The sequence below is a fragment of the Bacillus sp. JJ1566 genome, from assembly GCF_036962685.1.
Lineage (GTDB): Bacteria > Bacillota > Bacilli > Bacillales > Bacillaceae_L > Ferdinandcohnia.
Window position 1 is genome coordinate 76,190 of record NZ_JBALOP010000004.1, and the last position, 15,353, is coordinate 91,542.

Genomic DNA, 15,353 nt, shown 5'->3' on the forward strand with positions numbered 1-15,353 from the left:
GCTTTAACTTTATTTAGTCAGGCTATTAACCCAGACTGAATAAAGTTAATCACTTAAAAAATCTCTCTCGAAGCTTGTTCCATGTTCGTTGTTACGAGGATTTTTATGCTTTGGAAGCTTAATTCCATTCGACACAATCTCGTTTCCATACTTATCTTTCAATTTATCAATTGCCTTTAATAAAGGTTCTTTTTTCGCTTCTTTTTCATAGGAAAACAGATCAAGCTGTTTAAATGCCTCATGTTTCTCAACCAATTCCTGAGCTGTGACACCTAATAATCGAATGGGTTCCCCGTTCCAGTGTTTTTTCCAAAGACGTTTTGCAGCTTCAAAAATTTCGTTATCCTGATCAATTGGATTTTCAAGCTTCCTACTTCTTGTTACCGTTTTTCGATCAGCATAGCGAATCATCAACTGAACATTATTTGACAGCATATCCTTTCGTCTTATCCGAGCCCCGACAGAGTTTGAAAGTCTTTTTATCACACCGAGAAGCTCTTCTTCATCTGTTGAGTCATATGGTAATGTTGTTGAATTTCCAATACTTTTAAATTCTGATATGGCGTCTGGGTCAACCGGTCGATTATCCTTTCCATTTGCTCTTTGTTTTAACCTCTCCCCATTTATACCTAACAACTGCTTTAATTGAATATCATTACCTTCCGCAAGATCACCAATTGTTTTTATATGAATAGTAGCTAATTTTTCAGCTGTTTTCGATCCAACTCCATGCATTTCGGAAACGTCCATCGGCCAAAGAATGGTTGGAACATCCCGCTTTCGCAATACCGTAATTCCTAGTGGCTTTTTCATATCTGATGCCATTTTTGCGAGAAATTTATTCGGCGCAATTCCAATGCTACAAGGTAGAAGAAGTGTTTTTTGTAAGGTTTCCTGAATGGAGGTCGAAATTTCAATTGGAGACCCCTTTTCATAACAATCTGTTATATCAAGATATCCTTCGTCAATTGAAACTGGTTCAACTAGGTCCGTATATGAACGAAGAATATCAAACATCGCGAGTGAAGCCCTGCGGTATCTTTCAAAATTGGGTTTTCGTACGATGAGATTGGGGCATTTTCGTTTTGCCTCCCATAAAGGCATCGTCGTTTTCACACCAAAAGCACGAGCCTCATAGCTACAAGTGACTATAATACCTTTGCGTTCTTCAGCATTCCCTGCAATGGCAAGAGGCTTCCCCTGTAAGGAAGGGTCATAGGCAATTTCAACCGATGCAAAGAAGCTATTCATATCCACATGTAAAATAACCTTTCCGTTTTTTGGATACATTTCTTTCATGTTTCACACTTCCCTAATCATCCACTATCAATAGTTTATCATAGAAAAAGCCACCTATTCTATTGGTGGCTGTGAATGTGCTCCTCTATTCTTTCAAATCCCTCTAGACCATTAAATAGTTTCCCGGGGTCTAGTAATGTAAGTAATCTCTCCTCAAGCGTTGCAACTCCAGTTATATATGGAGAAAGCTGATACGTAAAATGTAATGGCTTCAATTGATTTTGAGGGATATCAATGATTTCCTTTGCATCATTGACGAGTAATCCCACTGAGAGTGTACCAGTTTTAGTAACGATAATCTTCGTTTTATCCGTATGGTTTGTTGTTTTATTAAATAAAATAATTCCCGTATCCACAATTGGTACCAGTTCATCCCGAATGGTTAGGACACCCAACATATAGTTTGGCATTTGCGGTATGGCATTAAGCTTCTGTGCCCTTTCTATAGAAATTACATTTAATACAGGGACACCAAACTCCTCATTCCCTGCTGAAAAAACAACAACTTTTTGGTCTTCCATCAATTCTTCACCTCTATCAAGTACAGACAATCTTTATTCTATTTCTATCATACTGTACCTGTTTACGAAAAGAAATAAAAATAGTGAAACCCCCTTTTGGAAAGGGAATTTCACCTTTTTCTTATTTTGCTACTTCTTCTACAATCGCAACGATTAATTCAGCTGTTTTAATAAGTTCTTCGATAGGCATTTTTTCGTTTGTTGTGTGGATTTCTTCATATCCAACTGCAAGGTTTACGGTAGGGATTCCATGTCCTGCGATAACGTTCGCATCACTGCCTCCACCGCTTTGTTGTAATTCACTTTGGCGTCCAATTTTCTCAACCGCTCGTTTTGCAACCTCAACTACATGGTCACCATCGGCAAATTTAAAGCCTGGGTACATGACTGTAGTTTCAACCTCTGCTCTACCGCCCATTTCAGCAGCTACAGATTCAAAGGCTTCTTTCATTTTTTGAACCTGATTTTCCATTTTTTCTGTAATTAAAGAACGAGCTTCAGCCAAAATTTCAACATGGTCACAAACGATATTTGTTTGTGTTCCACCTTCAAAACGACCGATATTGGCAGTAGTTTCCTCATCTATACGACCTAAAGGCATTCTTGAAATGGCTTTTGCAGCCATCGTAATCGCAGAAACACCTTTTTCAGGGGCAACTCCGGCATGTGCTGTTTTTCCAATAATTGTCGCCTTAACCTTTGCTTGGGTCGGGGCAGCAACAACAATGTTACCAACCTTACCATCACTATCAAGCGCATAGCCGTATTTCGCTGTGATCATCGAACGGTCTAGAGCTTTAGCTCCCATTAGACCAGATTCTTCTCCAGCCGTAATAATAAATTCTATTTTACCATGTGGTATTTGATTTTCCTTCAAAACACGAATGGCCTCAAACATTGCAGCTAACCCCGCTTTATCATCTGCACCTAAAATAGTCGTTCCATCTGAGACAATATAACCATCCTTGATGGAAGGCTTAATACCTTTACCAGGGACAACTGTATCCATGTGAGATGTAAAGTAAATCGTATCGACATCATTTTTTGTTCCTTCAAGGGTACAAATTAAATTACCTGCACCATGTCCAGTTTGACCAGTTGTGTCATCCTCGACAACATGCACACCTAATGCAGTGAATTTTTCTTTTAAAACCTTAGCAATTTCTGTTTCGAATTTTGTTTCAGAGTCTACTTGTACTAGCTCTAAAAATTCATTAACAAGTCTTTCTTGATTAATCATAACTATGTACCTCCAAGATGAATAGGTTAATAAGAAAAGCGCAAGGCGCCTGCCTATCGGCGACAAGCACAAGACGAGCTCTGACAGAAGGCGCTCTTTGCCTTCAGAAGCGATTGGCTTGTGACCTAGAGCCGATGGCGCCTGGAGCTAGACCTTCGAAATTAGCCTATCATACTATCCTAAAAAAATAAATTCTTTGTATTATAATGGAATGTTTCCATGCTTCTTATGTGGACGAGATTCCTTTTTATTTCGAAGCATTTCTAAGGCCTGAACGATTTTAATTCGTGTTTCTCGAGGATCGATGACATCATCAACCATTCCTTGGCTTGCTGCAATATATGGATTAGCAAACTTTTCACGATACTCTTCAATCTTCCCGGCACGTGTTTTTTCTGGATCATCACTTTCATTAATTTCACGTGCAAAAATGATATTGGCTGCGCCTTGTGGACCCATTACTGCTATTTCGGCATTGGGCCATGCAAAAACCAAATCAGCTCCAATTGACTTACTATTTAATGCTACATACGCTCCACCATACGCTTTTCTAAGAATGACAGTTAGCTTAGGGACAGTTGCTTCAGAATAAGCATATAAAATCTTTGCTCCATGGCGGATAATCCCCCCATGCTCCTGTTTTACCCCAGGGAAGAAGCCTGTTACATCCTCAAATGTAATAAGTGGGATATTAAAGGAATCACAAAAACGAATGAATCTTGATGCTTTATCCGACGAATCAATATCAAGTCCACCAGCCATATATTTCGGCTGATTACATACTAGACCGACAACTTCACCTTTTACCCTTGCAAAACCAACAACTATATTTTTCGCAAAATCTTTATGAACTTCCATAAAGGATTGTTCATCAACCACTTGTTCAATTATCTTGCGAACATCATATGGCCTAACTGCATCAAAAGGAATAATATCTGTTAAATCAGGTCGATAATCATCATTTTCTTTTACGGGTAGGATTGGTGGCTTTTCTTCATTATTTTGAGGAAGATAACTGACTAAATCTCTTACCTGCTGGAGAACCTCAACTTCAGTTTTCCCTGAAAAATGTGCGTTCCCACTGATTGAATTATGTACGCTTGCCCCACCTAAATCCTCAGAGCTGATTTTTTCACCTGTTACGGTTTCAATTACTTTCGGACCTGTGATAAACATCTGAGACGTTTTTTCTACCATAAAGACAAAATCAGTAATCGCTGGAGAATACACTGCTCCCCCTGCACACGGTCCCATAATGACAGAGATTTGCGGAATAACACCTGAATAAATTGCATTTCGATAAAAAACATGCCCATAGCCGTCTAGGGAAACAACCCCCTCTTGAATTCTTGCCCCACCTGAATCATTCAAACCTATAAATGGAGCGCCATTTTTAGCAGCGAGGTCCATGACATTCGCAATTTTTTTCGCATGCATTTCCCCAAGAGCTCCTCCAAAAACAGTAAAATCTTGTGAAAATAAATAAACCGGTCTACCGTTGATTTTACCGTAGCCTGTAACTACTCCATCACCAGGTCCTTTTTTATCACCTAAACCAAAATCAGTACTGCGATGTTCAATAAAAGGATTTAACTCTACAAAGGTTCCTTTATCAAGTAATAAATCTATGCGCTCCCTAGCGGTTAATTTTCCTTTTTCATGCTGTTTGTCAATCTTATCGTCACCGCCGCCTAATTCTACCTCACGACGACGATCATATAGTTCGTTAATTTTCTCATAGATATCTACCATTATTTCGTTTCCCCCTTGCTAGGTTTCTCACAAAGTTCATATAGAATACTGCCCGTAGATTTTGGGTGCATAAAGGCAATTTTCGCACCGCCTGCACCAAGTTTTGGCTCATCTGCAAGCATTCGAATGCCATGTTCTTTTATTTCTTGGATACGCTCTTCAATGGAAGAAACACCTAGCGCAATATGGTGGATTCCTTCTCCGCGTTTTTCTATAAATTTAGCAATAGGGCTGTCTGCTGAAAGAGGCTCTAGCAGCTCAAGTTTTGATTCTCCGATTTTGATAAAAGCAACTCTCACTTTCTCAGATTCTACTTCTTCAATTCCTTCAACTTGAAGATTGAGAATGTTAGTGTAAAAAGGAAGGGAGTTTTCAATCGACGAAACAGCAATTCCGATATGGTCAATCTTTTTAATCATAGTTTCACTCCTCTAACGAGCGCTCGCTCAAAAAATGTATGCGCTCACATATGTATAAGTCTATTTTAGCATGAAATCATCAAAAATTGTGTATTTTCAGTTTTGGGTGATTGTACTTAATAGTTGTCCAACATTGGATTTCACGGTAAAATATTAATCAAATACGATTTGGCGTATTTGCGCCCGATTTTTTTCGAGCATGGCTCGAAAACTTTCCCTTGAAAAATCGTGGCATTCGCCGGAGGCTATAACTTTATTCAGTAGAAGTTAGGGACTTCTGCTGAATAAAATTAAATATGTAAGCAGAAGGGAGTAGGTGACATGTCCCGTAAAACTCAAAAGATTGTAGTTTATTTAATGATTGCTGTAATGCTAATTACTACCCTGCTAGCAGGCGTAGGAATGTGGTTTTAATTCAAAGATTATTCACAGTCTAAGAAGGTGACCTAAAAGGTCACCTTTAGTTTTATTTAATTAAGTCGGCAATCCTTTAAATAATCTTTTTATGATTAAATATTCTTCCATTTCTTTAATAAATTGAAGAAGAGCAGCTCTTGTTTCAAATTCCTCTCGAGTATCTGGCAATGCCATTTCTCTAAACTCCTTACGCATTACTTCAAGTTTCTTCAAAAATACATCTGCTGTGTTGCCAGGATGAATGGATTGGCTGACCTCCATAATAAAATCAGCAACCATTTCCCTCTGTTCAACCGACTGAGTAATCGAAGTAATAGTGGGCAACATCCTTTGCAGAATTTCGAATTGCTTTTCCCTCATTTCAAAATACGTATAATATAAGGTTTCCTCTCGAATTAGGCTATTTTCAACATCCCTATTTGCAATTCTTTTCGCTTTCTTTAATAAATCTTCAATAGCTGTTATCTCACGACCATCCCATATGCTTTCACCAGTTCGAAGATAGTGAACCATTTCGTTTAATATATTTCCAAACATGGTTTCGATTTCTTGTTGGTATGCCTTAAGTTGCTTGTCAACACTCGGCATATATAGATTAACGAGTAGCGCAACACCAATACCAATAATAATTATCCCTAGTTCATTCACAATCAAAGCAAGCGTCACATTCCCAGCTGAAAAAATATGTAAAATAATAACGGTACTAGTTACAATCCCATCTTTCGCTTTTATAGCAACCACAGTAGGGATAAAAAGTAGGAGTAACAACCCGATTATTAATGGATGATAGCCTATTCCTTCGAAAAATATAAATGAAAATAAGATTCCAACAACACACGCAACAAATCGCTCCCACGAACTCTGCAGCGATTTTTTTCTTGTTACTTTTATACATAAAATCGTTAGGATCCCAGCTGATGCAAAGCTATCTAGTCCGATTAGTTTTGCGATTGATATTGCAATAGTCGTGCCTATAGCTGTTTTTAAAGTTCGATAACCTATTTTAAACATAAATCGTCTCCTAATAATTATATTATATTGATATTTATAGGAAAAATATATTACCTATACAAATCTTATTATGGCTAAATCAACGAAAAAAAGAATGACCATATTGATCATTCTTTTTAGAGGACCTTTTCTAGGAAGTCCTGTGCACGTTGGCTTTTTGGATTTGTGAAAAATTCATCTGGTGTTGTTTCTTCAACAATTACTCCATCGTCCATAAAGAGTACTTTGTCTGCTACTTCACGAGCAAACCCCATTTCATGGGTCACAATGAGCATCGTCATTCCAGTATTAGCTAATCCCTTCATAACACTAAGGACCTCTTTTACCATCTCAGGGTCTAGTGCCGAAGTCGGCTCATCAAAAAGCATAATTTCAGGATCCATTGCCAGCGCCCTTGCAATTGCTACCCTCTGCTTTTGTCCCCCAGAAAGGCGATTCGGATATTCATTTGCCTTTTCTGACAAACCTACTTGGTTTAATAGCTCCATCGCCTTACTTTCCGCTTCACTCTTCGATATCCCTTTTACTTTCATCGGAGCATAAGTGAGATTTTGAAGAACTGTCTTATGTGGAAATAAATAAAAATGCTGAAACACCATTCCGATATGCTGACGAACCTTGGTAATATTCGTCTTTGCATTTGTAATCTCATCTTCTCCAACCCAAATCTGTCCTTGGGTTGGTATTTCAAGTAAATTTAAACATCTTAGAAATGTGGATTTTCCCGAACCAGAAGGACCAATAATGGCAACTACCTCACCTTGTTTAAAGGTGGTCGTAATCCCTTTTAACACATTAAGCTTGCCAAAGGATTTATGAAGACCTTCTACTTTTATATGATCATTACTCACTACGACGCAACCTCCTCTCAAGTCTTCCGCCTAGGAATGTGAGGATTGTAACAATAATCCAATAAACTAGACCAGCAATTAATAAAGGTTCAAAATAGCGGAATGTATTCGATCCGACAACTTGAGCTCGTCTCATAATATCCAATAATCCAATCGTACTTACAAGTGCCGATTCCTTTGTTAAGGTAACAAGTTCATTTAATAGTGCAGGTAAAATATTTTTCACTGCCTGCGGCAGGATAATATCCAACATCATCGGACGATACGAAACACCAAGAGCTTCCGCCGCTTCTTGTTGGCCTTTGTCAACAGCTTGAATTCCTGCTCTAATGATTTCGGAAATATACGCACCTGAATTTAATCCGAATGCCAAAACCCCAGCTGCAAATTTATCAATGTCATAGTGAAAAAGCTGCGGAACTGCAAAATAGATTAAAACCAATTGTAGGATAAGTGGTGTTCCTCTGAATATTGACGTATAAATATTCGCAAACCACTTTAAAAATGAAACCTTGCTTATTTTAAAAACCGCTAAAATTGTCCCTAGAATTAAACCTAAAATTGCCGATACTAGTGCAAAGGATACGGTAATGCCAATCCCTTCTAGTATAAACGGAATTGAAGGCACGATTCGGGAAAAATCAATATCCAAACCCATGCCTTACACCTCATTTCCATTAAAAATTTAATTTATTCTTCAATCCATTGTTTCTCTATTTTTTCTAATTCACCATTTTCTTTCATTTCGGCTAAAACTTTATTAAATTCTTCAGTAAGCTCACTGCCTTTTGCAAATGCAATTGCCATCCCTGGTGAAGCCTCAGTAGGGTCATCGAAGCCAGCTAAATCTAATTCTTCAATGAAGCCAATAGCAACAGTTTTATCTAAATATACGGCATCGATTCTTCCTGACTTAAGCTCTTGAATTAATTCCGGAGCTTTATTTAATGCAGAGATTTCAAGGTTTTTAAGTGTTTCTTTCTTAATTTTTTTAGCTCCCTCTTCTTGAATGGAGCCTAATTGAACGCCAACCTTTTTACCATCTAAATCTTCAAGTGATTTTACATCAGAATCTTTTAATGTAACAAACATTTCCCCTGATTTATGGTATTCCGTTGAAAAATCAACGCTTTCCTTACGTTCAGCTGTTGCAGACATACCTGAAATGATAAAATCAAGACGTTCAGCTTGTAATGCGCTAATAAGGCCACCGAAATCCATGTTTTCAATTTTTAGCTCATAACCAAGCTTATCCGCAATTTGTTTTGCTAAATCAATGTCAAATCCGATATATTCACCAGTTTTCTCATCGATTGTTTCAAATGGTGGGAAGTCAGCAGATGTTCCCATTGTTAATACTTTCTTAGTGTCAGATCCTTCTTCAGATCCTGTTGTATTATCATCGCTTGTCCCACAAGCAGCTAGAACTGCAACTGATAAAATAGTAATCAAGAATGCTAGTAAAAACTTTTTCATTATGTTTTCCCCCTATGTCGTTTACTTATAATTATTCGATAGATTGTATTTTAACACATCTGTATAAATATACAATATGTTTTTTAAAAATAATAATTGATTCATAATTCTATCATTTGCTTTAAGCGAACCATTTATTCTACTTACAAGGGATTTAAGAGGAAAAAATTAGTGTTTATTTTAGTTCAATCGCATGCATTTATTACTTTACTGATATAAACAATTAAAGCAGAAAAGCAACCAAGGATTCTTTATCACCTGTATAATTTATAAGTTATCTCAAAAAAAAGAAGCCTAATCGGCCTCTTATACTTCCTCACAATATTCTTCAAATGATTCCTGTAATTTGGAGATGACATCCATCGGCTCATGTCCCTCAATTTCGTGACGCTCAATCATTTTAACAATTTTTCCATCTTTCATTAATGCGAATGATGGAGAAGATGGTGGAAAACCTTCAAAATATGATCTTGCTTTTTCTGTTGCCGCTTTATCTTGACCGGCAAATACGGTTACTAATTGGTCTGGTCGCTTATCATAATGGATTGAATGAGCTGCAGCAGGTCTTGCAATTCCTCCCGCACAACCACAAACAGAGTTAACCATCACTAAAGTTGTACCCTTACGGCTTAGTGCTTCATCAACCTCTTCAGGTGTTTTTAATTCTTGATAGCCAGCCTCTGTAATTTCTTTTCTTGCTGTTTGTACTATATCATTCATAAACAGATTGAAATCTATTTCCATTTTGTACACTCCTTTTTAAAAATATCTTGCTTATTTAAATAATATCAATTTAGTGCATGTTATTTCAAATCTAAAGTACTTTAATTTACGTTTAAAAAATAAAGATTAGGGTATTCTATTAATACATCTAGATCATACCCCTAAACTCCCTAGATGGAAGGAGAGCGAATGCCCTCCTTCTTTTTTTTATGCTTCAAAAAGCCGAATTAATTCCTTCACGGCCGATGTAACATTCAAATCTCCCTGCACAACCTTGTTTTCAAGATTAGGAAGCTGCGATTTTATGGATGGATGGGTAAAAAAGCTAGTTTCAAGATAATCCTTTATCATTGCACGAATCCAATCCTTCGTTTGAGAGTTTCTGCGCTGTTCGAAAACACCGGACTCTTTCGTCGTCTTAACAAACCGCAGGATAATTTTCCACATTTCTTCCATTCCCTCATGATAAAGGGCAGAAGCTGTATAGGCCTTCGATGACCAGCCTTTTGTTGCAGGCTGTAGATAGTGAAGGATCCGATTGTACTCACCGCGGGCTATCTTCGCCTTCTGCCTATTATCACCATCTGCTTTATTAATCAATAAAGCATCAGCCAGCTCCATAACTCCTTTTTTCATGCCTTGTAGTTCGTCCCCTGCACCTGTTAACACTAATAAAAGGAAAAAATCTACCATACTTCTTACAACAACTTCACTTTGACCAACACCAATCGTCTCAACAAGAATCACATCAAACCCTGCTGCTTCACAAAGTAAAATGGTTTCTCTTGTTTTTCGATTAACCCCACCTAGGGTCCCTCCTGATGGAGATGGACGAATAAATGCATTTTTATTCCGGGAAAGGGTATCCATTCGTGTTTTATCACCAAGTATACTCCCCCCTGTTATACTACTACTTGGGTCAACAGCCAAAACAGCAACACGATGCCCTTGCTCACATAAATATGAGCCAAAGCTCTCAATAAACGTACTTTTTCCAGCACCCGGGACTCCAGTGATACCAATCCGTATTGAATTTCCGGTATATGGAAGAACTTCGTTAATAACAGCTTGTGCCTGGTCCTCATGACGTTTTGCGTTGCTTTCAACAAGCGTAATGGCTTGCGCAAGAATGGCACGATCACCATTTCTTATGCCTTGAACAAACTCTTCAGTTGATCGCCCTTTCTTTTTAACAAATTTACTTACACTTGCAGAAGTGTTATTAGGGTCTTTCCCCTTTACAATTTCTGTTGTAAAACCATCGGATGCATTTTCCGGCACCCATACGGGTCTATCTTTTTTATCAGTCATTGCCTTCTTCCTCATACCCTAGGCGAAGATAAATTTCTTCGATTATTTTTTGTGCAGCAACTGGGATTACTGTACCAGGTCCAAAAATAGCTGCGGCCCCTTGCTCTTTTAAGTAATCATAATCCTGTGCTGGGATAACTCCACCAACTATTACAATAATATCTTCTCGCCCTAGTTTCCTTAGCTCTTCAATTAGCTGAGGAAGTAATGTTTTATGTCCTGCCGCAAGTGAACTCATTCCAACGACATGAACATCATTTTCCACTGCTTGAAGTGCAGTTTCTTCTGGAGTTTGGAATAATGGCCCGATATCAACGTCAAAGCCTAGATCTGCAAAAGCAGTAGAAATGACCTTCGCTCCACGATCATGGCCATCCTGCCCCATTTTTGCTATTAGGATTCTCGGGCGTCTTCCCTCATTTTCTAAAAATTCATCTGTCATTTTCTTCACGTTTATAATCTCGTCCTCATTTGAATATTCAGAGCTATAAATTCCACTAATTGAACGAATAACAGCTTTATGCCGTGCTGATGCTTTTTCAACTGCATTTGAAATCTCTCCAAGCGTTGCACGTACTCTGGCGGCATTAACAGCTAGCTCCAACAAATTTCCTTCACCAGTTTCAACTGCTTTAGTAATGGCAGCCAACGCCTCTTCCACTTTACTGTCCTCACGTGAAACTTTTAATTCATTGAGTCTTTCAATTTGTTTGAGTCGAACAGCTGTATTGTCAATGTCTAAAATATCAATTGGATCTTCTTTTTGTAATCGGTATTTATTTACACCAATGATCGTCTCTTTACCGGAATCAATTCTTGCTTGACGTCTTGCTGAAGCTTCTTCAATTCGCATTTTTGGAAGACCCGTTTCAATTGCCTTAGTCATTCCACCAAGTGCCTCAATTTCTTCAATATGTTTCCAAGCTCGTTCCATGAGCTCACTAGTTAAAGTTTCCACATAGTAGGAGCCACCCCATGGATCAATCACATTACAAATTCCAGTTTCATCCTGTAAATATAGCTGCGTATTTCGAGCGATTCGAGCTGAAAAATCAGTAGGAAGTGCAATTGCTTCATCCAGAGCATTTGTGTGCAGGGATTGGGTATGACCAGAGACGGCCGCCAATGCCTCAATGCATGTTCTTGTCACATTATTATATGGGTCTTGCTCAGTCAAGCTCCAACCTGAAGTCTGTGAATGCGTCCTTAATGCCAGTGATTTCGGGCTTTTAGGATTGAAGGCTTTCATCATTTGTGCCCAAATGAGTCGTGCCGCCCTCATCTTTGCAACCTCCATAAAATAGTTCATACCGATTGCCCAGAAGAAAGACAATCTAGGAGCAAAGGAATCAATATCTATCCCCTTCTTAATACCTGTTCGAACATATTCCAACCCATCTGCTAAAGTATATGCTAATTCAAGATCTGCTGGTGCTCCTGCTTCCTGCATATGATACCCAGAAATACTAATGCTATTGAATTTCGGCATGTTTTTTGACGTATACTCAAAAATATCTGAAATGATCCTCATTGAGGTTTCCGGTGGATAAATATATGTATTTCTCACCATATACTCTTTTAAAATATCATTTTGAATCGTTCCTGATAATTTTTCAGGAGGAACCCCTTGCTCCTCTGCAGTGACAATATAAAATGCCATAATCGGAAGTACAGCACCATTCATCGTCATCGACACACTCATTTGATCAAGTGGAATTCCATCAAATAATGTCTTCATATCTAAGATTGAATCAATCGCTACCCCAGCTTTACCAACATCGCCAACAACACGAGGGTGGTTCGAATCATAGCCACGGTGAGTGGCTAAGTCAAATGCAACAGAGAGACCCTTTTGTCCCATTGCAAGGTTTCGGCGGTAAAAAGCATTACTTTCCTCTGCAGTGGAAAAGCCAGCATATTGTCGAACAGTCCAAGGACGGTTCACATACATCGTTGGATAGGGTCCTCTTAAAAACGGAGGAACACCAGGCATGTAATCAAGATGAGTCATCCCATCCATATCCTCTGCTGTATATAAAGGTTTTACGGCAATCTGTTCGTTTGTTTCAAATAGTAAATCATCAAAAGTTTGCTTGATTTCTTCCTCCACTTTTTTACGCCATTTTTCAGGAGTGGATGATGTATTGGATTTTTTAAGCCTTATATTTGAAAGATCAAGTCTTTTGGCCATGTTATCTCACCCCCATTTCTTGTTGTAATTGATGTAAAAATGCAAAGCAATCTGTACCAATATGGATAAAGTCATTTATCCCTATGTTTCTATAAAACTGTTCATTTTCTTGTTTTCCGGCAATAAAAAGTCGAATATCAGGGTTCGTTTTTTTAAGTTCATTACAGATACCTGGGACCATTTCTCCGTATGATTCGTCATTCCCACAAATAATATAGGCTGTTAGATTAATAGTTTGTGCGCCTTCAAGTGCATCTTCTACAGTTAAATATCCATCGTTTTTCACAACCTGGAAGCCACCCGCTTCAAAGAAACCTGAGATAAAATCAGCCCTTGGTTTATGTTCTGGTATGGGACCTAAATTTAATAAGCCTACCTTAGGGCGGTTACCCGTCGATTTTAGATAGTCATCAGAAGCTTTTCGCAGTAGTTCAAAGCTTTCCGAGATTCTCACTGGAGTTATACGTTTGATTGTAATAGCTGCTTCTTTACTTTCACATGTGGCTTTTGTTTTGGTATTGCCGATTGGCTTTTCCTGAATATTTGCATACATATTCGTACCAACTATTTTGTCATTTCGATTGTTCACATTTTTTTGTCTTTCTTGTAAAACTGAAGAAATACTTTCTTGAATAGTTCCTGCCTTTAAAGCCTCAAGCATTCCACCCTGGGATTCAATTTCGTCTAACAGTTCCCACGCTTTTTCTGCCAGTTCATTTGTCAATTTTTCTACATACCAAGAACCACCCGCAGGATCAACCACCTTATTTAGGAAGGACTCCTCTCGAAGAATGGATTGTGTGTTTCTTGCAATCCTTCTTGAAAAAGAATCTGAATCCTTGATTGGTTCATCAAAGGCTGAAACATGAAGGCTATCGATTCCACCTACAATCGCAGAAAATGCTTCTATTGTCGAGCGTAGCATATTGACATATGGGTCATGAATGGTTTTCGTAAATGCTGATGTTCTTGCATGGATATGCATTTTAGAAGAATCTCCAGTTCCTCCATATGCTTCAATAATTGTCGCCCAAAGTATTTTTGCTGCTCTTAATTTGGCGATTTCCATAAAAATATTCGAGCCAATTGAAAAAGAAAATGTCATGTGCTGTGCAATATCATCAACAGTAAGCCCTCTCTCAAGTAGTTCGCTTATATATTCAATTCCCGTTCCCATTGTAAAAGCAATTTCCTGAACTGCGTTTGCTCCACCATTATGGTATAGGTCACCTTTCACAAGAATCGTTCTTACATGTGGTTGATTTTCCATCGCCCATTTAACGGATTCAGCCAATTGGTCAAAGGCAGCTTCTGGTTTCATTGATAACTGTCCTTTTTCAGATAAAATCGCAAGTGGATCCATCCCGATGGTGCCTTTAATGGAATCTGTATTTGCGTATGAATTAATTAGTGATAAAAATGGTAATAAATCGGTCCCGGTATCAATTAGGACAGGTGTATTAGACAGTGAAATTCCATCGAATGCTTTTGCGATATCCTCTTGACTATGTAATGCAAGGCCCTCATCCGGGCTATTTTGTGGTTGTAATGTAAAATGGATCATTGTTTGACCATTTTGAAGAGCGTCCTTTAAGGCCACTTTAAAATCTTCTAGTGTTTTTACGTCAATTTCCTGACTAATATGCCACGGACAATTTACATAACCTGTGAGTTTTGAACCACGTACCATTGAACCTTCTCCAGGCATATCTTTTAGAAACGGTATTTCTTGAATGTCTTCCTTTGTATAAATAGGTTTCAGTGTGATTTTTTCATATGTTTGTTTATGTAATTTTTCAATGGGTTTTCCTTTTAATGATTTTTCTGCTTCCTGTTTCCATGTTTCGTAATCTATGGATGGAAAGGTAATATTCTGGTATTCTTTCGATTGCTTCGTCACAAGGCTTCCCCCTTTTATCGAAATCGCTTTCACCTATAAATTAATTTTAGTATATATATTGGGTTGTCGCAATGAATAGATGGAAGTTTAAAAGGGAGTTACTGTAAATATGGAGCTAGGATTTACCTCTAGAACTTGCGGTACATACTTCTTCTAGTTCTGCGTAAGCGTGTACCTCTAGAACACTCTTGCGGTACATGCTCCTTCTTATTTTGCTTCTGCGTGTACCTCTAGAACACTCT

Annotated in this window: 14 protein-coding genes; 1 reads left to right on the forward strand and 13 read right to left on the reverse strand. The window is 38.2% G+C overall.

The window, feature by feature from the left end:
* Positions 1 to 45: 45 nt before the first annotated feature.
* From V7112_RS03630 to mce, 5 genes are all read right to left on the reverse strand, one after another.
* Positions 46 to 1,299: a DNA polymerase IV gene (locus V7112_RS03630; RefSeq protein WP_335415582.1), complete on the reverse strand. Its 1,254-nt coding sequence runs from the start codon at positions 1,297 to 1,299 to the stop codon at positions 46 to 48.
* Between the two features lie 59 nt (positions 1,300 to 1,358).
* Positions 1,359 to 1,820 (reverse strand): chemotaxis protein CheW, encoded by a 462-nt coding sequence (locus tag V7112_RS03635; protein ID WP_335415584.1) that lies wholly within the window; start codon positions 1,818 to 1,820, stop codon positions 1,359 to 1,361.
* 121 nt (positions 1,821 to 1,941) lie between these two features.
* Positions 1,942 to 3,060 (reverse strand): tripeptidase T, encoded by a 1,119-nt coding sequence (locus tag V7112_RS03640; protein ID WP_335415587.1) that lies wholly within the window; start codon positions 3,058 to 3,060, stop codon positions 1,942 to 1,944.
* Between the two features lie 201 nt (positions 3,061 to 3,261).
* A complete protein-coding gene (locus V7112_RS03645) occupies positions 3,262 to 4,812 on the reverse strand; it encodes an acyl-CoA carboxylase subunit beta (RefSeq protein WP_335415589.1) in 1,551 nt (516 codons plus the stop codon).
* Positions 4,812 to 5,231 (reverse strand): methylmalonyl-CoA epimerase, encoded by a 420-nt coding sequence (gene mce, locus V7112_RS03650; RefSeq protein ID WP_335415592.1) that lies wholly within the window; start codon positions 5,229 to 5,231, stop codon positions 4,812 to 4,814. The genes V7112_RS03645 and mce overlap by 1 nt, the downstream gene beginning before the upstream one ends.
* Before the next feature lie 321 nt (positions 5,232 to 5,552).
* On the opposite strand from mce, the gene prli42 reads away from it, so the two are divergent.
* Positions 5,553 to 5,645 carry a stressosome-associated protein Prli42 gene (gene prli42, locus V7112_RS03655; RefSeq protein ID WP_149917164.1) on the forward strand — a complete coding sequence of 31 codons (93 nt, stop codon included), beginning with the start codon at positions 5,553 to 5,555 and terminating at the stop codon, positions 5,643 to 5,645.
* 60 nt (positions 5,646 to 5,705) lie between these two features.
* Here the strand turns inward: prli42 and V7112_RS03660 are convergent, their stop codons facing one another.
* The 8 genes from V7112_RS03660 to V7112_RS03695 all read right to left on the reverse strand — a co-directional run bounded on the left by V7112_RS03660 (position 5,706) and on the right by V7112_RS03695 (position 15,111).
* The gene (locus V7112_RS03660; RefSeq protein ID WP_335415597.1) at positions 5,706 to 6,659 is read right to left on the reverse strand and encodes an aromatic acid exporter family protein; all 954 of its coding nucleotides are present in this window, start codon (positions 6,657 to 6,659) and stop codon (positions 5,706 to 5,708) included.
* A 116-nt stretch (positions 6,660 to 6,775) separates the two neighbouring features.
* Positions 6,776 to 7,510, reverse strand: coding sequence for an amino acid ABC transporter ATP-binding protein (locus V7112_RS03665; RefSeq protein WP_335415600.1), 735 nt, complete (start codon positions 7,508 to 7,510; stop codon positions 6,776 to 6,778).
* Positions 7,503 to 8,162: an amino acid ABC transporter permease gene (locus V7112_RS03670; RefSeq protein ID WP_335369800.1), complete on the reverse strand. Its 660-nt coding sequence runs from the start codon at positions 8,160 to 8,162 to the stop codon at positions 7,503 to 7,505. Before V7112_RS03670 ends, V7112_RS03665 begins: the two co-directional genes overlap by 8 nt.
* 38 nt (positions 8,163 to 8,200) lie before the next feature.
* On the reverse strand, positions 8,201 to 8,986 hold the full coding sequence (locus V7112_RS03675) for a transporter substrate-binding domain-containing protein (RefSeq protein ID WP_335415603.1): 786 nt from the start codon (positions 8,984 to 8,986) through the stop codon (positions 8,201 to 8,203).
* A gap of 306 nt (positions 8,987 to 9,292) precedes the next feature.
* Positions 9,293 to 9,730, reverse strand: a complete 438-nt coding sequence (locus V7112_RS03680) for a BrxA/BrxB family bacilliredoxin (RefSeq protein WP_335415606.1) — start codon at positions 9,728 to 9,730, stop codon at positions 9,293 to 9,295.
* Between the two features lie 186 nt (positions 9,731 to 9,916).
* The gene (gene meaB / locus V7112_RS03685) at positions 9,917 to 11,020 is read right to left on the reverse strand and encodes a methylmalonyl Co-A mutase-associated GTPase MeaB (RefSeq protein ID WP_335415608.1); all 1,104 of its coding nucleotides are present in this window, start codon (positions 11,018 to 11,020) and stop codon (positions 9,917 to 9,919) included.
* Positions 11,013 to 13,211 (reverse strand): methylmalonyl-CoA mutase, encoded by a 2,199-nt coding sequence (scpA, locus tag V7112_RS03690; protein WP_335415612.1) that lies wholly within the window; start codon positions 13,209 to 13,211, stop codon positions 11,013 to 11,015. Before scpA ends, meaB begins: the two co-directional genes overlap by 8 nt.
* A 1-nt stretch (position 13,212) precedes the next feature.
* On the reverse strand, positions 13,213 to 15,111 hold the full coding sequence (locus tag V7112_RS03695) for a methylmalonyl-CoA mutase family protein (RefSeq protein ID WP_335415615.1): 1,899 nt from the start codon (positions 15,109 to 15,111) through the stop codon (positions 13,213 to 13,215).
* Between the last annotated feature and the right edge of the window lie 242 nt (positions 15,112 to 15,353).